Genomic DNA, 19,907 nt, shown 5'->3' on the forward strand with positions numbered 1-19,907 from the left:
TGGACTAATTTGCTAAATGAGGAATGATTTTCACATCCTTTTCCGTTAAAATAGATACTGGACGTTTTAATATAGGAGGGTTCTATTTGCGTAAAACTAGCATTCTATTAATCTGTATCCTTCTTGTTACAGGAACCTTTCTGCCTTTCGGGGATACAATGGCATCCAATGGCTCGATTGCTATCAATACGGATATGGTGAATGTCCGGAGCGGACCAGGATTGAGTTACTCTTTAGTGAAGCAGGCAAAACGCGGGGAAACCTATCCTATCATCAAAGAAAAGGGTGACTGGATTCAAATTCAGCTTTCAACCTTCAAAACAGGCTGGGTGGTAAGCTGGCTCGTATCAAGAGAAAATGGTGAATCAAAGAAAGAGGCCGCCATTACAACAAATACGAAGGCAAAAGCACAAACCGACCAATTAAGGATCCGCTCTGGGCCTGGGACAAGCTTCCAGATTATTGGATTGATCAACAAAGGAGAGCAAGTACAAATCCTCGACCAAAATGAGAATTGGTATAAAGTCGATTCCCAGTATGGTCAAGGGTGGGCCTCAAAGGAATTTTTCGAGGTATCCGCAAACACCAGCAGCAAGACAGCAACATCCCAGTCCAATATGATGGGGCAAGTGACTGCTGATATTGTAAATGTCCGGGAAGAACCGTCCGGCAAAAGCACCGTCGCTGGCAAGCTGACAAAAGGAACAAACGTAACCATCCTATCGCAAAAATCTGATTGGACAAAGGTCAGCTATTCCAATTTAACTGGATGGGTCAGTTCTGAGTTTATTTCCAAAGAATCAAACTCATCGACCGCTACAGCTAAAAAAGAAGCGAGTAACTCGGTGGGAACGATAACAGCCGACAGCTTGAATGTCCGTTCCGACACCTCCTATAATTCAAAAATAGTGGGGACTGTGTCAAAAGGAGAGAGTTATTCAATTAGCGAAGAGAAGAACAGCTGGGTGAAAATCGAATATCAACCCGGCAGCTACGGCTGGGTAGCCAGCTGGTATATCCAAAAAGGCTCTGAAAAAACGAGCGACTCCTCGCAAACAACAAAGGTAAGCAAGATTACCATATTGCAAGATGGCACCAATATCCGTGTTTCCCCGGAGGTCCAATCAGATGTCCTGCTTCGTGCAGATGAAGGGGATACTTTTTCGGTAACCAGTATCCAAAATGATTGGTACCAAATAACATTAGCAAACGGGAAAACCGGTTATGTCGCTGGCTGGGTGGTTAGCGCGGATGGTTCGGCCCCAAGCATCGTGAAGTCAGGTGCCGGAGACTATCTGAAAAACAAAACGATTGTTCTTGACCCTGGCCATGGCGGCGGGGATAACGGAACCACCGGAGCCAACGGAACATTGGAAAAGGAGCTGACACTCCGGACGGCCCGGCTCTTATATGACAAATTAACCTCAGCGGGAGCAAATGTCTATCTGACGAGAAGCAGTGATACCTTTATTTCACTGCCATCCAGGGTAAGGGCGGCCCAAGTTTACAGTGCGGATGCCTTTATCAGCTTGCACTATGATAGCAGCGTGGACCGGAGTGTCCGGGGAATGACCGGTTATTATTATCATGACTTCCAAAAACCGTTGGCCAATACTGTTTATACGGCAACAGTAGGACAAACCAAAATGAATAACCGGGGTGTGCAGTTCGGCGATTATCATGTCCTACGGGAAAACAACAAAAACGCGGTATTGATTGAGCTTGGATACTTGAGCAATCCTGAGGAAGAAGTGACATTGAAATCACGGGGTTTTCAAGAGAGTGCAGCGAGCGGTTTGTATGAAGGCTTGGCACGTTATTTTAAACAATAAAAATGCTTGGTCCCGATTGGGCCAAGCATTTTTTACGCTCTACTCTCCACTATTAACGTAACCGGTCCGTCGTTGGTCAATTGGACATCCATCATCGCACCGAAAATCCCGGTCTCCACATGGATCCCTTTCTCCCGAAGCAATTGATTGAATCTGTCATAAATCTGAATGGCATGCTCCGGCCGGGCTGCCTCCGCAAAGCTGGGACGACGTCCTTTCCGGCAATCCCCGTATAGGGTAAACTGCGAAACGGACAAAATTTCGCCGCCTACATCCAGAAGGGACAGGTTCATCTTTTGGGCTTCATCTTCAAATATCCGGAGGTTTGGAATCTTTTCGGCCAAGTAAGCGGCATCCTCTTCGGTATCATTGTGGGTGACCCCAACCAGCAGCACAAGCCCTTTGGTAATTTGTCCTGTGACTTCCCCGTCCACGGTGACCCGGGCGGCTTTACTCCGTTGAACAACAATACGCATATTTCAGACTCCTTAATTCATCATTCGGCGAACTGAATAAATATCCGGGATTTGTTTAATCCGGTCTACCACTTTTTGCAGATGCGTGACATTATGAATCGCAATGGTCATGCTAATGGTGGCCATTTTATTGCGGTCGGTTTTACCTGTCACAGCATTAATATTGGTCTTTGTCTCATTGACGGCCTGAAGAACTTCATTTAACAAGCCTCTCCGGTCAAAACCGCTGATTTCAATATCGACGTTATATTCTTTGCGGTCATTTAACGACGATTCCCATTCCACCGGTATCAGACGCGATTGGGCATCATTCGAATCGATATTCGTACAGTCTGAGCGGTGCACCGAAACCCCGCGTCCCTTTGTAATATATCCGACAATTTCATCTCCCGGCACCGGGTTGCAGCATTTCGACAGGCGGATCAATAAGTTATCAATTCCTTGAACCCGCACACCGGATTCGCGTCTTTTCGAAGGACCCGGAACGGCCTTCAGGTCGGTAATCACATTGGTGATATTTGAGGATTGTTCCTGGTCGCGCTTTTTACGCCACTTTTCAGTCAGCCGGTTGGCAACCTGCAGGGCGGTAACCCCGTTATACCCGACCGCTGCATACATATCCTCTTCGTTGGTAAAATTAAACTTCTCAGCGACTTTTTTCAAGTTTTCCGGAGTCAATATTTCCTTCACGTCAAACTCCATGCCGCGGATTTCTTTTTCTACCAGTTCTTTGCCTTTTTCAATATTTTCATCCCGGCGCTGCTTTTTAAAGAAGGCACGGATTTTATTTTTTGCTTGGGAAGTTTGCGCCAGCTTTAGCCAGTCCTGACTAGGCCCATAAGAATGCTTGGAGGTTAAAATCTCTACGATATCACCAGTCTTAAGCACATAGTCAAGAGTGACCATCTTGCCGTTGACTTTTGCACCTATTGTCTTATTGCCAATTTCAGAGTGAATCCGGTAAGCGAAATCAATAGGAACAGAACCGGACGGCAATTCAATGACATCGCCTTTTGGTGTGAACACAAACACCATGTCAGAAAACAGGTCAATCTTTAATGACTCCATAAACTCTTCGGCATTGGCCGTATCGTTTTGGAACTCAAGAATTTCCCTAAACCAGGTAAGCTTTTGCTCAAAGGTGGAACTGTCGTTGACAGCCTTCCCTTCCTTATATGCCCAGTGGGCGGCAATCCCGTATTCAGCAATCCGGTGCATTTCAAAGGTCCGTATTTGGACTTCCAAAGGATCTCCCTTTGGCCCTATAACGGTCGTATGCAACGATTGGTACATATTTGGCTTTGGCATCGCAATATAATCTTTAAAGCGTCCAGGCATCGGTTTCCAGCAGGTATGGATAATACCTAAAACCGCATAACAGTCTTTTATGCTATTAACCACGATTCGGACAGCCAGCAAATCATAAATTTCACTGAATTGTTTATTTTGCAAAGCCATTTTTCGATAGATGCTATAAATATGCTTCGGACGCCCGGAAATTTCGGACTTAATGGAAACTTCGCCTAAACGGTCTCTTACCTCGTCAATGACATCATCAAGGTATTGTTCGCGTTCTTCCCGCTTCTTTTTCATTAAGTTAACGATCCGATAATATTGCTGCGGATTCAAATACCGTAAGGCGGTATCCTCCAGCTCCCACTTAATTTTTGAAATACCCAGACGATGGGCCAAAGGTGCGAAAATCTCAAGTGTCTCATTTGCAATTCGGCGCTGCTTTTCCGCCGGCAGATGTTTAAGCGTCCGCATATTATGCAGCCGGTCAGCCAGTTTAATCAAAATGACCCGAATGTCTTGGGCCATAGCGACAAACATTTTTCGATGATTTTCTGCCTGTTGTTCCTCGTGCGATTTATATTTAATTTTTCCTAATTTTGTTACTCCGTCGACCAGCATGGCCACTTCTTCATTGAACTCAACCTCAAGGTCTTTTAAGGTCACATGGGTGTCCTCAACAACGTCATGAAGAAATCCAGCCGCTACTGTTGCCGGGTCCATCTCCAAATCCGCCAGAATTCCGGCAACCTGAATGGGATGAATGATGTAGGGCTCGCCTGATTTTCGATATTGGTCACGATGGGCATGTTTAGCGTATTCGTACGCCTTTTTAACTAACTCCACATGCTCTTCATTTAAATATTTTTTGGTTTTGTCAAGGACTTGGTCGGCCGTTAACACTTGATCATTCGCCATGAGATCACCTTTATTTTCTATCTCAATTTAGTCTGCCAAGGCAAACTAGTGTCTGCCTGATTTGTCCAAATAGGACGCCGGGTGGCAGTGATATTAATATATAATTTCATTCTAGAAAAAATTGTTACTATATTAGAATGATTGTTACTATTATCGATAAAAATAACCAAGATGTAAAGTAATTGAGACATATTTTCCATAAATATTGAAAAAATGTGTCGAATACACTAAATAAAACTCTAAAAGAATAGAACAAAGAGAGCACTCTAAAAACCGAGTGCCCTCCCTGATAAATTAATACTGCATGAGTGTTAAAATATCATATCCGTCTAGTTTGCTCCGGCCTTCTAAATAAGTTAACTCCACTAGAAACGCAATACCGGCCACGACTCCGCCTAGCTCTTCCACTAATTTAATGGTGGCATCAATGGTACCACCGGTTGCCAGCAGGTCATCCGTAATCAGAACACGCTGTCCAGGTTTAATGGCATCCTTATGAATGGTTAAAACATCTTTTCCATATTCCAGCCCATAACTGACTTTAATCGTTTCACGGGGAAGTTTGCCTTCTTTGCGAACGGGTGCAAATCCCACACCAAGCGCATAGGCCACAGGGCAGCCAATAATGAACCCCCTTGCTTCCGGTCCAACAATTATATCAATTTGTTTATCTTGGGCATACTCGACTATACTGTCGGTTGCGAATTTATATGCCTCGCCATCATTCATTAGCGGCGTAATGTCTTTGAAAACGATTCCTTCTTTCGGATAGTCCGGGACAATGGCGATAAATTGTTTTAAATCCATTCTTAAATTGCCTCCTCAATTTCGACCGACTCATGAATGACTTGATCAAACCAATCTTTTAACTCTTGATAAGAGGACAATAATAACTCTCTTTCAAGGGCATATTGAAGATGTTTAGTTTGGTAAATTTTCGAGTCAGTTAAATCACGCTTTTGCGATTGTTTATTTAGACTGATAAATCCATTGTTTATTGTAACAAAATCCAGTTCAGAAAACACCTGGGACATAAAAACAATTGTTTCCCGCTTCCAGCCCCGCCGTTTGGCGATATCATCCGCGTACCGCTTTAAATCAAGCGGTCCAAACTTCATAAGAAATGCATAATACCATTTAAAGTGATCGCGTGAAGGGATCATACTAAAGAAATCACTCGATTCTTTGTAAAAACATGCATAGATTCTTGAAGGCTTTACTCCTTGCAGCAGATGGAGCAGGATGTCTTTTGAAGGAGGAAAGTCGGCCAGTACCAGGTTTATGTCTACAGCATGGAAGCTTTGCGCTGCTTGGACGTCTTGTATATAGATTGCTTCTTCCTTCAGATTCCTATCTATTTTTTCCAGATTTTCTTTGTTAAAAACAATGATTTTCCGGTTTTCGGCGGGTACAATCCGGCCTAAGCTGCTTAACTGAGCTTGACCTCGATAATCAAACAGCTGCCAATCGGCAACAGCAAGATCCTGAACAAAAATTTGCGGTTTACGTATATTGTTCCATTCATTAATGGACAATTCTCCGATTAATGAAATTTTTGCGGCAGGTGATATTTCATCCACCAAAGATCCCAGGCCGAACCCAATGCCATCAAGATTAGCCCCGTTGTCATTTAGTAACACTTTTAGATGGCTTTGGTCGCTGCCGATTTTTTTAATGCTTGAGATTTCTGCATTGCTAATTAAGACCTTTGGCTTTGCGTTATCCATCCCAAATGGCGACAGCGAATTCATTTCCTCGAGAGTCTTTAAATCGATTTCCCCTAAGCCTACCTCTTGGTCCAAATAAGTGACCGGAACGAAGTCTTCGTCCGTTAACACGGTTTCGGCCAGCTGATTAAGCCGGTTTCGGAGCCCATCCACGTCATCCAAGCTTAAAGTCATTCCCGCAGCCATCGGATGTCCGCCGAAATGGGGGAGAATGTCCCTGCAGGTGGAAAGGTTTTGGAACATATCAAATCCGGCTATGCTGCGCGCGGAACCTTTTGCTACCCCCTTCTCTTTGTCAAAACTTAACACAATTGTAGGGCGGTAATACTTTTCCACAAGCCTTGAGGCGACAATCCCAATTACCCCGGCGTTCCAGCCTTCTTTTCCGACAACCAGAACCTTGCTGGAGGCATCCGAATAATATTTGTCCACCTCTTCCATCGCTTCTTCCGTAATGGTATTCACAATGGACTGGCGCGTTTTATTCAGGGCTTCCATTTCTTCTGCCATTTGCCCCGCTTCAAGCGGGTCTTGGGTAAGAATAAGCTCGACCGCCAAATCGGCGTCCGCTAACCGGCCGACAGCGTTAATGCGCGGGGCAACGGAAAAACCGATTGTCTCTTCACTTATCGATAATGGGTCCACACCGGCAGTCTTAAGCAACGCCCTAAGGCCGATATTGCCAGTGTTTTTTAAATTTTGTAATCCCTTTTTCGCAATCAGGCGGTTTTCATCCTTTAAGGAAACTAAATCGGCAATCGTCCCGATTACGGCGATCTCTAACAGATGGTTTGGCAACTTACCATATAAGGCATGGGCTAATTTAAAGGCTACCCCTACACCTGCCAGTTCACGGAACGGGTATGTGCTTCCGGGAAGCTTGGGATGAATGATGGCCAAAGCTTCCGGCAACACGGGCCCTGGCTCATGATGATCGGTAATAATTAGGTCAAGCCCGAGTTCCTTGGCCACTTCGGCTTCATGAACGGCTGCAATCCCTGTATCGACCGTGACAATTAGTTTGATGCCGGTTTCCGCGGCATGCCGGAACGCGGCTTCATTTGGTCCATACCCTTCTGTAAACCGGTTAGGTATGTAAAATTGCACATCCGCACCTAGTTCACGAAGCGTAATCATTAAAACTGATGTACTGCTTACTCCATCAGCATCATAATCTCCATATATAAGAATGGGTTCTTGCCTGTCAATGGCAAGACGGATTCTGCCAACCGCAGTATCCATCCCTGTTAGTAAATACGGATCGTGGAATTCATCTTTTCCAAATAAAAAATACCGTGCAGAATCAACGGTATCCAATCCACGATTGACAAGAAGCGATGCAGTTAGAGGTGTAATGTTTAATTCCGTTTCCAGTTTTCCAACTAGATGTGGTTCGGGTTTTCGGACAACCCATCTTGTTTTTGACTTTAACATAGTTTAAGTTCACCTCTTTAGACTTTCTTATTATACAGGAGCGTTAGGCTTGTTTCAATAAGAAAAGCGGAAGCACCCCTAGAGGCACTCCCGCTTCAATTCATTATACTTGCGGCTGATCGCTGTAATTTTTCTTTTCTTTCACAGTCTTGATCGGGCCGTTCTTTTTCAATTCACGTACCTTCAAAACATACCATACCGGGCCGGCAATACAGACGGAGGAATAAACCCCAACTATTAAGCCCACAAATAACGCGATGGAGAAGTTGCGAATCGATTCACTGCCAAAAATAATTAAAGCAATTGTGGTAATAAGTACCGTCAAAACTGTATTTATTGAACGTGTCAAGGTTTGACGAATACTTACGTTCATCACTTCAGCAATATCCTCAACTGTTTTAAGCCGGCGTTTCTTATGCATGTTTTCACGCATCCGGTCAAAGGTAACGATCGTATCGTTGATGGAATAACCTACGATGGTCAATACTGCAGCAATAAACGTCAAGTCGACTTCCAACCGGGTCAGACTGAAAAACGCAACCATAAAGAACGCATCATGCAGCAAAGAGGCAATTGCGGCAATCGCCATTGAAAACTCGAAACGGATCGTTGTATAGATAACAATACCAACAGATGCAATCAGCAGGGCAATCATTGCATTTTTGGCCAGTTCTTTTCCTACTTGAGGTGACACCGTACTAACGTTTGGCTCATGGCCAAATTCCTTATTCAGTCCCTTTTTAACCTCGGCGATTTTATCCTTAGACAGAACCCCGATCATTCTCGCGGCGGCATGAGTTTTGTCACCGGACAATACAATATCGTCCGAATTCACATCTAGTTTTTCTAAAGCAGATTGGACCTGGTCCGTTGTCATCGCTTTGTCGGATACCACTTCAATCCGAGTCCCGCTTGAAAAGTCAATCGACAAATTCAATTTCATCACAATCAGAATAATCAACCCAGCAACCAGAAGGAGACCGGAAATAGTAAAGAATTTCTTTCTGGGCTTAGCAAAATCAAGTTTATCAAAGCGGGTTGGCAAATCTAACGTATCGACATTATCAGAGATATCTCGGATGTCAGACTTCTTAACACCAAACCAGCCTAGTTTATTCTTCAAGAGACCGCTATGAACAAAAAGTCCAAGTAACAGACGAGCTAAGTAAACAGAGGTTAAGAAGCTCATTAGAATACTGATAATTAACATTGTGGCAAACCCTTTAACCGAACTGTTTCCATAGAAGAATAAAACAGCTGCAGTCAAAATCGTTGTCAGGTTCGAGTCGAGGATGGAGGTAAACGCATTTTTCTCTCCAGCCTGGTACGCGGCTTTAAGCGATTTTCCGACCTTCAGTTCTTCTCTTATCCGCTCGTAGGTGATGATATTGGCATCGACAGCCATCCCGATACCAAGGATAATCGCCGCAATCCCCGGCAATGTGAGAACCCCATTCATCCAATCGAAAATTAGCAGAACTAAATAAGTAAAAATGCTTAAGGTAATCGTCGCAATGAATCCTGGGAAACGATAATAGAAAATCATAAACAAGAAAATAACTAACACACCGATTATACCGGCGTAGATTGTGTCATGTAAGGCTTGTTCCCCAAATTTCGCCCCAACAGAAGTGGAGTAAACCTCATGTAACTTCACAGGCAGTGCGCCGGCATTTAATAGGGAAGCCAAGTTTTTTGCTTCTTCAGCTTTGAAATTACCGACAATGGACACTGTGTTTGAATTGAAGACTTGATTTACAGTTGGAGCTGATAGATATTTAGGGTCTTTTTTAGTAGCCTCTGTTTTAAAAGAATCCCCTTTTTCATAATCAAGCCAAATAACCAAAACATTGTTGGGTGCCATATTCAATATATCTTGTGTGACTTGTTTAAATTTATCGCTGCTCTTTAATGTAAGGGAAACACTCGGATTTCCATTCTCGTCGAACGTTTGCTTGGCACCGCCTTGTTTTAAATCCGAACCATCCATCATTAACTTATCGTTGGCATCACGGAAAGTCAGATTTGCCTGCGTGGAAAGGATTTCCCGGGCTTCATTTTGGTCCTTTACCCCAGCGAGCTGGACACGAATCCGGTTGTTTCCTTCAATTTGAATAACCGGTTCACTGACACCAAGGACGTTGATACGACGATCTAGTGCTTCGGCAGTATCCGCCAAAACATCTTTATCAATTACCTGGCCCTTTTTGGCAGGCTGTACTTCGTATAAGACCTCAAATCCCCCTTGGAGATCCAGCCCCAGTTTAATGTTATTTAAGATATTCTTGGTGGTTACTCCCATCGAGCTGGCAAATAACACAATCAGCAAAATGAAAGCAACAATTCTACTGCGCTTTACCATTATGTATTGTCCTCCTTAAAAATGCACGTGCTTAGCACGTTACCAAAAAGCTCCTTATCCCGCTATAAAAAAATTACTGCTTTCATTATGGAATAGTTAAATAGGGCTGTCAATTTCAATATTAGGAAAATGATTGCGGTCAATCCTGCATTTTGTAAGCCTCGAATCTAATACCTGCTTGTCCCAATTACCCTTATTTTAATAGTTCTCTTAATTCATTTTCATCATCGAGAGAGAATTCGGACGTTTTATAGGATTCTATGGCTGCAAAATTCATATAATCGCCGATCTTTACCGAGAGAATATCATCAACTATTTGGTACAGTTTAACTTCGTCCGTGACCTTTCTCCACTTTTTCTTTGTCAAAAAGTCCCAAAGCCCGGATTCCGAGACCGAATCATAACCCAAAAGGCGAAATTCCTCGAGTTTACTAACCATTGCAGGCTGTACTTGGGTGCGAAACTGATCAAAATTCAGGATATTATCCATCTTAAACCTCCTAAAGGAGAAACCCCTCCAATTATTTAACTATCCAACAACTTGTCATGCTTTGTCCATCATGATGCATATAGTTAATTGTATATGATATCGCCTATTTTGAGAAGGTGGGAAGAAGGTATGTCAAAGTTTTTAAAAGGGACGGTTATTCTTTTAATTGCCGGCTTAATCACCCGGGTTCTCGGGTTTATTTATCGGATTGTTCTCGCGCGCAGTATCGGGGAAGAAGGCGTTGGGCTCTATATGATGGCTTATCCCACCTTTATTCTCGTGGTAACCATTGTCCAGCTCGGGCTGCCAGTCGCGATTTCAAAGAATATTGCTGAAGCGGAAGCCAGAGGAGATTATAGTGAAATAAAAAAAATACTGGTCGTATCACTGGCAACGACCGTAAGTTTGGCTGTCATCCTTACTCCCGCTTTACTGCTGCTTGCCCCGATTCTGTCCACTACCTTGTTTACGGACCAAAGGACGGTTTATCCTTTATTGGCGATAGCTCCGGCCATCCCAATTATTGCGGTTTCTTCCGTCATCAGGGGTTATTTTCAAGGGCGGCAAAATATGCGTCCGTCAGCTTTGTCCCAAGTTTTTGAACAGGTGGTCCGGATTACCTTGATTGCCGTCATGACCAAAGCGTTTTTGCCATATGGGATAGAATATGCGGCTTCCGCCGCCATGGCCGCCTCTGTTCTTGGTGAGCTCGTTTCACTAATTTATCTGTTGACCACTTTTAAGTTAAAGAAGCGATTTAAGCTGAGAACAAATTTTTTTCAATTTATGCAAAAAGGAAAGCAGACCTTCACAAATTTGATGGAGATTGCCTTACCGACGATGGGAAGCAGAATGATTGGCTCGGTTTCTTGGTTTTTTGAACCCATTGTGGTTGCCCACAGCTTAGCGCTTGCCGGCGTACTGTCGGTGGATGCGACCAAACAATACGGGGCCCTGACCGGTTATGCCATGCCATTGTTGATGCTGCCGTCTTTCGTTACCTATTCATTGGCTACCTCATTGGTGCCGGCGATCAGCGAAGCGAATTCCCATAAAAACAGTAAGTTGATTGGATATCGGATCCAACAAGCCTTGCGTTTTACGTTTTTAACAGGTGGACTGGCTGTCATTGTCCTGTACGTTTTAGCAGACCCGCTGATGGAGCTGATGTATGGTTCCAACAAAGGTTCCTATTTTATCAGGGTAATGGCCCCGTTCTTCTTGTTCTACTACTATCAAGGCCCGTTGCAGGCCGTCCTGCAGGCACTCAATCTCGCTAGGGCCGCGATGGTTAATAGCTTGATTGGGGCAGTCGTGAAAACAGCGGTTATCTTTGCGCTTGCTTCACAGCCTGCCTTTGGTATAACCGGTGCGGCATTAGCCATTGTGACCGGCTTTGTTTTAGTTACCATTCTGCATTTTGCCACGGTACTAAAAAGAATTGCCTTTCCCTTTTATATTCGCGATTACCTAAAAGGGTTTTTGGTAATGGGGGCTGCCGGGTGGTTTGGCTTTTGGTTATTTGGAAATGTGTTCTTGTCAGAGGGGTTAGTCATCCGGACTTTGACGGCGATGACGGGTATGACAGTTTCCTATTTGATCTTACTGCTCGTGTTTCGACTAATTAAACGGAACGAATTAGAAAAGATTCCTTGGATTGGGCATTTTTTTGCGATGTAAATATGTGAGGGCATTTTATCACGAACAATGGGGTCAGGTTATGGCAGCTTTTACAAAAGCGTGCTGACCTGACCCCTATTTACCTCGGTGCTGTTTTTTTGGGCCGCTCGGATTTTTGAAGCCTTCCCTATTTACCCTGAAACCACTTTTTGGGGCCACTCGGGAGTTTGCCGCCTTCCTTTTTACTATGACACCACTTTTTTGAGCAACTCGGGATTTTGGCGCCTTCCCTATTTATTTGTTCATTCTTTTTATGTTTCATCTTTCAAATCGATATAAAATTTCCCACTTTCGTAACTACAAAAAGAAATCTTCTTAATATCACGGTACCCTTGCTTCTTCAGTTCTTGGCGCAGCCAAAGGTTGGTCTTTTGAATTTTTTTCAAATTCTCCTCATCAATATTGCCATCCAATATTAACGGTATCGTGATGTCCCCGTTTTTTTGGTTTTTTTGGCTGCTAGGCTTTTCGATAACGGATAAGCTCCCCGACGATTCCAGAATCGCAAACTCGACGTCAGCAATACTGCGGATATCTTTTTGCCTCAACTGGGTCATTAAATCATCAAAATTATAACGTTGCTGCTTCATGGCCTTTTCGTCAATCTTTCCTCTGTTGATGATCACACTTGGCTTGCCGTCCACAAAATCCCTGAACCTCTTACTTTTTAGCGAAATAATCGAGGAGGTAACTTGAATGGCCATCAATAATAACATGGGTAGGACGGTGTGAATCAAGGAACGTTGATAGTCCTCGATTGCAATAATGGCCATTTCACCAATCATGATAAACACAACTAGGTCCAGCACACTCAATTCCCCTATTTCTCTTTTGCCCATTAACCTGAATATTCCTAGAATCAATATATAGAAAAATATCGTACGAAAAATGATATTTAGATATTCCTCCACTTGTATACCTCTCCTTTAGTTGCATTCTGTTTTATTTTGACCAAGAAGAGCGCAAATCATGAAAGGTAAAATCTTCAAAAGCCATGGGGTTTTGGCAAATTTTTATTCTACTTTTATTTGCTGGTGAATACGCTTGTACTAGGTAACAAATGTTGTCTAAGGGGCCGGCAGAATAGCTTGCGGCGCTTCGTCCCTTAGATAGTCAAAGGGGGAGAGAAAAATCGAATCAAAAAGTCTTGGAATGTCGATTGTTTATGGCCTGATCTTCATTTTTGCCTTTGCGATCGTCTGCAGCTTGATATTTTCCTTACTCTTGAGATTTACTTCCGTCCAGGAATCTTCACTTCAATACGTCGTAACGGCATTATCCTTTATCGGGCTGTTCGGGGGCGGCTTTTTGTCCGGCGGCAAGCGTAAAGAAAAAGGCTGGCTGATTGGCGGGTTAACTGGACTAGTATACTCGCTGATTATCTTCTTATCCCAATACTTGGGCTACGACCGCCTGTTTTCAGCCGAGCAATTCATCTATCATACCTGCTATGTTCTCATAGCCATGATGGGCGGAATCTTAGGCGTGAATATCTCAACCGGCAATTCTCGATCTGCATAAAAAAAGGAAGCCTGCGGCTTCCTTTTTTTGCGTTATTTCTCAAGGTTAACTTCTTTCGTTTCAGTTGTTTCTTTTGGCTGCTTTGGTTCTTTTGGAGCTTCTTTGCTTGGTTCAGTTACTTCCCGAATCGCATTACGGTCGTATGTAAGACGGCTGCCATCTCCGCATTTAATGACGACTTTGTTTTCATCAATGGAATCAATAAAGCCGTGCAATCCGCCGATGGTGACAATCTTATCACCTTTTTTCAAACTGCCCTGCATGTTCTGAACAGACTTTTGACGCTTCTGCTGCGGACGGATTAACAAGAAATAAAATAACACAAACATTAATATTAATGGAATTAATCCACCTAATCCTGACATTCTATCGTTCCCTCCTTTCAAACGGTTCTTCTTTAGAAATTTTTCGCATTTGGCTTGTTAAAACCATATTGCTCAAAAAATTCTTCCCGGAAATCACCAAGCCGGTCTTCCCTGATGGCTTGTCTGACCTTCTCCATTAATCTTAACAGAAAATAGAGATTATGGTAAGACGTTAATCGAATTCCAAATGTTTCGTTACAATGAATCAAATGACGGATATAGGCGCGGCTGTAATTCCGGCATGTGTAGCAGTCACATTCCGGGTCCAATGGCCCGAAGTCACGGGCGTATTTGGCATTTTTCACAACCAGCCGTCCTTGGCTCGTCATCAGGGTGCCATTTCTGGCAATCCGGGTAGGCAGAACACAGTCGAACATGTCAATTCCCCGAATGGATCCGTCTATCAGTGAATCAGGCGACCCCACTCCCATGAGATAACGCGGCTTATTCGCCGGCAACAACGGTGTGGTATATTCAAGCATACGATTCATGATGTCTTTTGGTTCCCCGACAGACAGCCCGCCAACCGCATACCCTGGAAAATCAAGCGAAACAAGGTCCTGCGCGCTTTGTTTTCTAAGCTCTTCGTATTCCCCGCCTTGGACAATTCCAAATAATCCTTGGTCCTCCGGGCGCTGGTGCGCTTTTAAGCAGCGTTCTGCCCATCTGGAGGTACGCTCCACTGATTTTTTCATGTACTCAAAGGTGGCCGGATATGGAGGGCATTCATCAAAAGCCATCATGATATCCGAGCCAAGTGCGTTTTGGATTTCCATTGACTTTTCTGGTGATAAAAATAATTTTTCGCCGCTAAGATGATTGCGGAAGTGAACCCCTTCTTCTTCAATTTTCCGGAATTCACTTAAACTGAATACCTGGAAGCCGCCGGAATCGGTCAAAATGGCGCGGTCCCAGTTCATGAATTTATGCAGCCCGCCTGCCTCCTTGATGATTTCATGACCCGGGCGTAACCATAGATGATACGTATTGCTCAAAATAATTCCGGCACCCATTTCTTTTAAATCTTCTGGTGCCATCGTTTTGACAGTGGCCAATGTACCAACCGGCATAAACGCAGGGGTCTCAAAAGAGCCATGCGGAGTGTGGACTCTCCCCAGCCTTGCCCCTGTTTGTTTACATGTTTTTATAAGCTCATAACGAATTGCAGTCAAATTGTTTTCTCCCTTCTGGCACCAGCAGACTAAATGATGAACATGGCATCGCCAAAGCTGAAAAAGCGATATCGTTCTTTTACAGCTGTATTATAAGCATGCAAAATATGTTCCCGGCCCGCCAACGCACTGACCAGCATAATCAACGTCGACTTAGGTAAATGGAAATTGGTAATCAATCCATCAATGGCTTTAAAGGTATATCCTGGGTAAATAAATATACTGGTCCAGCCGCTGCCGGCTTTAAACTTACCATCATGGGCCGATGCAATTGTTTCTAATGTCCGTGTGGAAGTCGTACCGACGGTGATGATTCTTCCACCCTTCTCACGCACTCCATTGAGCAACTGCGCCGTCTCTTCGGTCATCATATAAAACTCCGAGTGCATGTCATGTCCTTCAATATCATCCACATTGACCGGCCGGAATGTTCCTAAGCCGACATGGAGAGTAATAAAGGCGACATGAACACCCATTTCCCTGATTTCATTTAGCAGTTCTTCAGTAAAATGAAGTCCGGCCGTTGGGGCAGCCGCTGACCCCGGTTCTCTGGCGTAAACCGTTTGGTAACGATCCTTATCTTCCAATCTTTCTTTGATATATGGAGGCAGAGGCATCTCACCTAGCTGGTCAAGTACCTCGTAAAAAATCCCACTGTAGCTGAACTCCAATATTCTGCCGCCATGTTCCAATGTTTCGGTGCAAACTGCTTTTAGAAGGCCATCGCCAAATTCAAGTTCGGTTCCTTCTTTGACCCGTTTTGCGGGCTTCACCAAGGTTTCCCACCGGTCGCCTTCAATCTGTTTTAACAGCAATACTTCAATATGGGCACCCGTATCGGTTTTAACGCCAAAAAGGCGTGCAGGAAGGACCTTGGTATCATTCAATACAAGGCAGTCCCCCTCATGCAAATACCCGGTAATATTTTTAAATATTTCATGCTTTATTTCGCCTGTTTCCTTATTCACCACCATTAACCGGCTATCCGCCCGGTTTTTCAATGGTACTTGGGCAATTAATTCTTCAGGCAACTCAAAATCAAATAAATCCAGTTTCATTTTTAAACATCCCTATCTTTAACGAAATCTGCCGACACAATATAAAATGACCGATAAGATGATGCTTACAACAATCGACGTGACCACCGGAAAATAAAAGGTGGTATTTCCCTTTTTTATGAAGATATCACCGGGAAGTTTACCGAGATGCAACAACGGCATCAGCAATCCAATCAGAAAAATAACGCCTCCGATTAGCATGAGCGCTTTCGATAGACCACTCACGGTGCCGGCACCTCCATCCCAAAATGGTGATAGACAGCCGGGGTCACGATTCTTCCCCTCGGAGTCCGTTGAAGGAAACCAATTTGCAGCAAGTATGGTTCATAGACGTCTTCAATCGTTTCCGATTCTTCCCCAATCGAGGCAGCGATGGTATCTAGTCCTACCGGACCGCCGCGAAACTTTTCAATGATTCCTTTTAACAGCTTATGGTCGATATGATCAAGGCCAAGCCGGTCTACCTGAAGCAGTTCCAACGCTTCATTTGCAAGAGATAAGTCTATCGTCCCATTTCCCTTCACTTGAGCAAAATCACGTACCCTGCGAAGAAGTCGATTGGCAATCCTCGGGGTCCCCCTTGCCCGTCTCGCGATTTCTGCCGCGGATGCATCATCGATTTCGGTTTCAAATAATTCGGCAGTTCTTTTCACAATATTTTTTAATTGGTCTTCTTTATAATACTCAAGCCGGCTCAAAACTCCAAATCGGTCCCTTAATGGCGCTGACAATGAACCAGCCCTTGTGGTAGCTCCGACGAGGGTAAACGGCGGAAGATCGAGACGAATCGACCGGGCGCTCGGTCCTTTGCCAATCACGATATCAAGGCAAAAGTCCTCCATAGCCGGATACAGCACTTCCTCAATCGACCTTGGCAGCCGATGTATTTCATCGATAAACAACACATCGCCCGGCTCAAGAGCGGTAAGAATGGCCGCCAAATCACCCGGACGCTCAATCGCTGGGCCCGAGGTAGTTCTGATGTTTACTCCCATTTCGTTTGCAATTATTATGGCCAAGGTCGTCTTTCCCAATCCAGGCGGGCCATAAAGCAGAACATGGTCCAAAGTTTCCTTGCGAAGTTTGGCCGCCTGAATAAAGATTTCCAGGTTTTGTTTCACTTGGGTTTGGCCGATATATTGCTTTAACGTCTGCGGCCTCAAAGACTGCTCAAAACTCATCTCACTCTCGGTCGCTTCGCCTGATATAATCCGGTCTTCCATTAACATCACCTATTTCAAAAGCCGCTGCAGGGCTTTTTTAATATACTGGTCTGTGGAAAGCTGTTCTTTCCTTAGTTCCGGTGAAATCTTTTTTATTTCTTTTTCCGAATAACCAAGTGCCTTTAAAGCAAGAATGGCTTCATCAAATTCTGAATGATGCCCTGCGGCTGCTTCCAGCTGGAACTGGTCGGCATTGAAAAGGTTGGGAAAATAGTCGGGCACAATGTCTTGCAATTTCCCTTTTAAGTCGAGAATCATTTGCCGTGCCGTCTTTTTGCCGACTCCTGGGAACTTGACCAGGAAGCTTTCATCCTCTCCCTCAATCGCATTGACCACCTGCTGCACTTCCCCCGAGGCCAAAATCGCCAACGCACCTTTTGGGCCGATTCCGGAAACGTTCAATAATTTGGTAAACAGCCGTTTTTCTTCCCTCGAGTCAAAACCATATAAGGCCATGAGATCCTCACGAACATAATGGTAGGTATAAACTGTTACCATTTTCCCCATTCTGCCGGAATAAATAAACGGATTGGGCGTTCCAATTTGATAGCCAATCCCATTGTTTTCAATGACAATATACTCGGGTCCGACAAATTCAACCGTACCCTTAATAAATTCAAACATCCTCTTCTCTCCTCTAGTATCCTGCACCCGGATGCTTCATTCCACACTGTATCTCATTCTATCATACAATTTCGCAGGAGATGAAGAAAATAGCACATGCCAGAAATATTCGAAAATATAGGATGCGTCCTCTACCATGAGAAAGGATTTTCGGATTCGCAAATAAATCCAGGTAATTCGCAAATAAGCCTGCAAAATCCGCAGATAAGTTTCAAATTCACCTGCCAAACTACTGGCAGGCGCAAAAAAATCAGGCTGATAGGGACTTCAGTCTGATTTATGTGAGTAAACTATTCAATTTTGACCGAATAGGGTTTAAAAGTTTCCAAAACCTCCACATATCGGTCTTTCGTTTTAATCGGGATTCCTTCAATCAACTGCTGTTGGGTTTTACTTTCCAGTTTCTTTATGTCAATTTGGAAAAACGATTGAATGATTTTTGACCGGTCCGGCCGTCCATTATAAATCGTTAAAATCCCATCATCCGTCACGCCAAAGAATCCATTAGCTTTTAGCAAAGGCGATATATCATCCACCTGCTTCTGAAAAACAAACGTGGTTTCATCGATATCAACCAGTCGCCACTGGTCATATTTCGCCCAAAAATTTTCGATGGACCAGCATGTCTCATCCACAACCTCTTGGCTGATTTCCCCATCCAAATACATTCTTTCTAAAATGACCGTAAAGTGCAGAGGTTCTGTCTTCCTTTGATCATCCAATGGGGCGGCAGAGCCAGTCATGGTAATTCCGGCCGTAATGCCCAGAAACGCAAAGAAAACACAAAAAGCTTGTCGCAGTAGGGATATCCTCATCGTATTGAACCTCATGCTACTCACCTCTTATAGTAAAATATAACTATTTACAATTCTAGTTTAGCCGATAATTCCCTTTTTATCCTGTTAACTACATGAAAAGGGCAAAGCATGATGCTTTGCCCTCGTTTTTCTATTTTCCATCCGGTTCCGGCTGGCGCTGCTGATTGTTGATATTGCGGTCACGCCCAAGAGAACCTTCATCGAATATGACTTGAACCTGCCGCCCGTTTGCATATGGCTTAACGGCATCCTGAATGGCCCGCTTTGTGTCTGCCGCCTTACTGTCATCTTGCAATTTTACCGAAACAGTGATGGTATTGCCATATGAAACGGAACGGATACTCCTGACATTGTCCACATCAGCGACTTTGTTTCGGATGTTATCCGTGACATTTTCCTGATAACCGGGGGAAGTTGAGACACCTGCATTACCGATTTGTTTATTCAAGTGGCCATGGTAATTCATATCACTTGTACTAAAGCGATTATCACGCTGAAAAAAATTTCGGTCTGTCTTCGCAAGAGGTTTAGTCGGATTGTATGGATTTCCATTTTCATCTTTTGTCTGCAGCTTATTTCTTGTGTTTTCCTGATCTTCATCACCAAAGGTATGGTCTAGGAAATCAACCATCGGTCCATCATTGTCTCTGAGAACTTCATAATTTTTATCTGAATGGTTCTCATTCGAATAATATCCGAGGGGCCGTCCACCATTGTTATCTACGCGATTTCTGCCGATTTCGTCGTTATTGGCACAGCCAGCAGCCCCTGAGAGCATTAGGACTGAAAAAGGAATCATCCACCGTTTCTTGTTCAAGCGAAAAACCCCCTCTATACATCATGAGCATTTTTATTTGCTCATGATTAGGTTGTTAATTTCGAGGGGGTTTCATTCTTCCATAAATTGTACAGAC

General features: G+C 43.9%; 18 protein-coding genes. 3 read left to right on the forward strand and 15 right to left on the reverse strand.

The features are described 5' to 3' along the window. The first annotated feature begins 86 nt into the window (after nucleotides 1-86). Nucleotides 87-1,832, forward strand: a complete 1,746-nt coding sequence (locus tag ACY8D0_RS20545) for an N-acetylmuramoyl-L-alanine amidase family protein (RefSeq protein WP_462412342.1) — start codon at nucleotides 87-89, stop codon at nucleotides 1,830-1,832. Nucleotides 1,833-1,864: 32 nt separating this feature from the next. On the opposite strand, the gene dtd is transcribed toward ACY8D0_RS20545, so the two are convergent. The 6 genes from dtd to ACY8D0_RS20575 all read right to left on the reverse strand — a co-directional run bounded on the left by dtd (nucleotide 1,865) and on the right by ACY8D0_RS20575 (nucleotide 10,532). Continuing rightward, nucleotides 1,865-2,308, reverse strand: coding sequence for a D-aminoacyl-tRNA deacylase (gene dtd / locus ACY8D0_RS20550; RefSeq protein WP_462412343.1), 444 nt, complete (start codon nucleotides 2,306-2,308; stop codon nucleotides 1,865-1,867). Nucleotides 2,309-2,320: 12 nt separating this feature from the next. Then, on the reverse strand, nucleotides 2,321-4,519 hold the full coding sequence (locus ACY8D0_RS20555; protein WP_462412344.1) for a RelA/SpoT family protein: 2,199 nt from the start codon (nucleotides 4,517-4,519) through the stop codon (nucleotides 2,321-2,323). 294 nt (nucleotides 4,520-4,813) lie between these two features. Continuing rightward, entirely contained in the window at nucleotides 4,814-5,326 is a 513-nt protein-coding gene (locus ACY8D0_RS20560) for an adenine phosphoribosyltransferase (protein WP_462412345.1), read from the reverse strand. A 2-nt stretch (nucleotides 5,327-5,328) separates the two neighbouring features. After that, complete coding sequence (recJ, locus tag ACY8D0_RS20565) at nucleotides 5,329-7,680, reverse strand: single-stranded-DNA-specific exonuclease RecJ (RefSeq protein ID WP_462412346.1); 2,352 nt, start codon at nucleotides 7,678-7,680, stop codon at nucleotides 5,329-5,331. 103 nt (nucleotides 7,681-7,783) lie between these two features. Then, complete coding sequence (gene secDF / locus ACY8D0_RS20570) at nucleotides 7,784-10,042, reverse strand: protein translocase subunit SecDF (RefSeq protein ID WP_462412347.1); 2,259 nt, start codon at nucleotides 10,040-10,042, stop codon at nucleotides 7,784-7,786. 193 nt (nucleotides 10,043-10,235) lie between these two features. Then, nucleotides 10,236-10,532, reverse strand: coding sequence for a post-transcriptional regulator (locus ACY8D0_RS20575; protein WP_462412348.1), 297 nt, complete (start codon nucleotides 10,530-10,532; stop codon nucleotides 10,236-10,238). Between the two features lie 129 nt (nucleotides 10,533-10,661). Between ACY8D0_RS20575 and spoVB the strand changes: the two genes are divergently transcribed. Continuing rightward, entirely contained in the window at nucleotides 10,662-12,212 is a 1,551-nt protein-coding gene (gene spoVB, locus ACY8D0_RS20580; protein WP_462412349.1) for a stage V sporulation protein B, read from the forward strand. A gap of 251 nt (nucleotides 12,213-12,463) precedes the next feature. Here spoVB and ACY8D0_RS20585 read toward each other — a convergent pair whose 3' ends face one another. Continuing rightward, complete coding sequence (locus tag ACY8D0_RS20585; protein WP_462412350.1) at nucleotides 12,464-13,123, reverse strand: DUF421 domain-containing protein; 660 nt, start codon at nucleotides 13,121-13,123, stop codon at nucleotides 12,464-12,466. A gap of 241 nt (nucleotides 13,124-13,364) precedes the next feature. Between ACY8D0_RS20585 and ACY8D0_RS20590 the strand changes: the two genes are divergently transcribed. Beyond that, the gene (locus ACY8D0_RS20590) at nucleotides 13,365-13,733 is read left to right on the forward strand and encodes a TIGR04086 family membrane protein (RefSeq protein ID WP_462412351.1); all 369 of its coding nucleotides are present in this window, start codon (nucleotides 13,365-13,367) and stop codon (nucleotides 13,731-13,733) included. A gap of 32 nt (nucleotides 13,734-13,765) precedes the next feature. On the opposite strand, the gene yajC is transcribed toward ACY8D0_RS20590, so the two are convergent. From yajC to ACY8D0_RS20630, 8 genes are all read right to left on the reverse strand, one after another. Then, a complete protein-coding gene (gene yajC / locus ACY8D0_RS20595) occupies nucleotides 13,766-14,098 on the reverse strand; it encodes a preprotein translocase subunit YajC (RefSeq protein ID WP_462412352.1) in 333 nt (110 codons plus the stop codon). 32 nt (nucleotides 14,099-14,130) lie between these two features. Continuing rightward, a complete protein-coding gene (gene tgt, locus ACY8D0_RS20600) occupies nucleotides 14,131-15,270 on the reverse strand; it encodes a tRNA guanosine(34) transglycosylase Tgt (RefSeq protein WP_462412353.1) in 1,140 nt (379 codons plus the stop codon). Nucleotides 15,271-15,299: 29 nt separating this feature from the next. After that, a complete protein-coding gene (gene queA / locus ACY8D0_RS20605; RefSeq protein WP_462412354.1) occupies nucleotides 15,300-16,328 on the reverse strand; it encodes a tRNA preQ1(34) S-adenosylmethionine ribosyltransferase-isomerase QueA in 1,029 nt (342 codons plus the stop codon). Nucleotides 16,329-16,346: 18 nt separating this feature from the next. After that, entirely contained in the window at nucleotides 16,347-16,553 is a 207-nt protein-coding gene (locus ACY8D0_RS20610) for a DUF2905 domain-containing protein (protein ID WP_462412355.1), read from the reverse strand. Then, nucleotides 16,550-17,551 carry a Holliday junction branch migration DNA helicase RuvB gene (gene ruvB, locus ACY8D0_RS20615; protein ID WP_462412356.1) on the reverse strand — a complete coding sequence of 334 codons (1,002 nt, stop codon included), beginning with the start codon at nucleotides 17,549-17,551 and terminating at the stop codon, nucleotides 16,550-16,552. The genes ACY8D0_RS20610 and ruvB overlap by 4 nt, the downstream gene beginning before the upstream one ends. Before the next feature lie 9 nt (nucleotides 17,552-17,560). Further along, nucleotides 17,561-18,175, reverse strand: coding sequence for a Holliday junction branch migration protein RuvA (ruvA, locus tag ACY8D0_RS20620; protein ID WP_462412357.1), 615 nt, complete (start codon nucleotides 18,173-18,175; stop codon nucleotides 17,561-17,563). A 290-nt stretch (nucleotides 18,176-18,465) separates the two neighbouring features. Further along, the gene (locus tag ACY8D0_RS20625) at nucleotides 18,466-19,005 is read right to left on the reverse strand and encodes a BofC C-terminal domain-containing protein (RefSeq protein ID WP_462412358.1); all 540 of its coding nucleotides are present in this window, start codon (nucleotides 19,003-19,005) and stop codon (nucleotides 18,466-18,468) included. A gap of 118 nt (nucleotides 19,006-19,123) precedes the next feature. Beyond that, nucleotides 19,124-19,810, reverse strand: coding sequence for a YhcN/YlaJ family sporulation lipoprotein (locus ACY8D0_RS20630; protein ID WP_462412359.1), 687 nt, complete (start codon nucleotides 19,808-19,810; stop codon nucleotides 19,124-19,126). Nucleotides 19,811-19,907 lie beyond the last annotated feature (97 nt).

It is taken from the genome of Neobacillus camarae, from assembly GCF_054950115.1.

Bases quoted from the DNA above. Each gene is read 5' to 3' on its own strand.
- dtd (WP_462412343.1), bottom strand. From the start codon at position 2,308: ATGCGTATTGTTGTTCAACGGAGTAAAGCCGCCCGGGTCACCGTGGAC.
- ACY8D0_RS20555 (WP_462412344.1), bottom strand. From the start codon at position 4,519: ATGGCGAATGATCAAGTGTTAACGGCCGACCAAGTCCTTGACAAAACC.
- ACY8D0_RS20560 (WP_462412345.1), bottom strand. From the start codon at position 5,326: ATGGATTTAAAACAATTTATCGCCATTGTCCCGGACTATCCGAAAGAA.
- recJ (WP_462412346.1), bottom strand. From the start codon at position 7,680: ATGTTAAAGTCAAAAACAAGATGGGTTGTCCGAAAACCCGAACCACAT.
- secDF (WP_462412347.1), bottom strand. From the start codon at position 10,042: ATGGTAAAGCGCAGTAGAATTGTTGCTTTCATTTTGCTGATTGTGTTA.
- ACY8D0_RS20575 (WP_462412348.1), bottom strand. From the start codon at position 10,532: ATGGATAATATCCTGAATTTTGATCAGTTTCGCACCCAAGTACAGCCT.
- spoVB (WP_462412349.1), top strand. From the start codon at position 10,662: ATGTCAAAGTTTTTAAAAGGGACGGTTATTCTTTTAATTGCCGGCTTA.
- ACY8D0_RS20590 (WP_462412351.1), top strand. From the start codon at position 13,365: ATGTCGATTGTTTATGGCCTGATCTTCATTTTTGCCTTTGCGATCGTC.
- yajC (WP_462412352.1), bottom strand. From the start codon at position 14,098: ATGTCAGGATTAGGTGGATTAATTCCATTAATATTAATGTTTGTGTTA.
- queA (WP_462412354.1), bottom strand. From the start codon at position 16,328: ATGAAACTGGATTTATTTGATTTTGAGTTGCCTGAAGAATTAATTGCC.
- ruvB (WP_462412356.1), bottom strand. From the start codon at position 17,551: ATGGAAGACCGGATTATATCAGGCGAAGCGACCGAGAGTGAGATGAGT.
- ruvA (WP_462412357.1), bottom strand. From the start codon at position 18,175: ATGTTTGAATTTATTAAGGGTACGGTTGAATTTGTCGGACCCGAGTAT.
- ACY8D0_RS20625 (WP_462412358.1), bottom strand. From the start codon at position 19,005: ATGAGGTTCAATACGATGAGGATATCCCTACTGCGACAAGCTTTTTGT.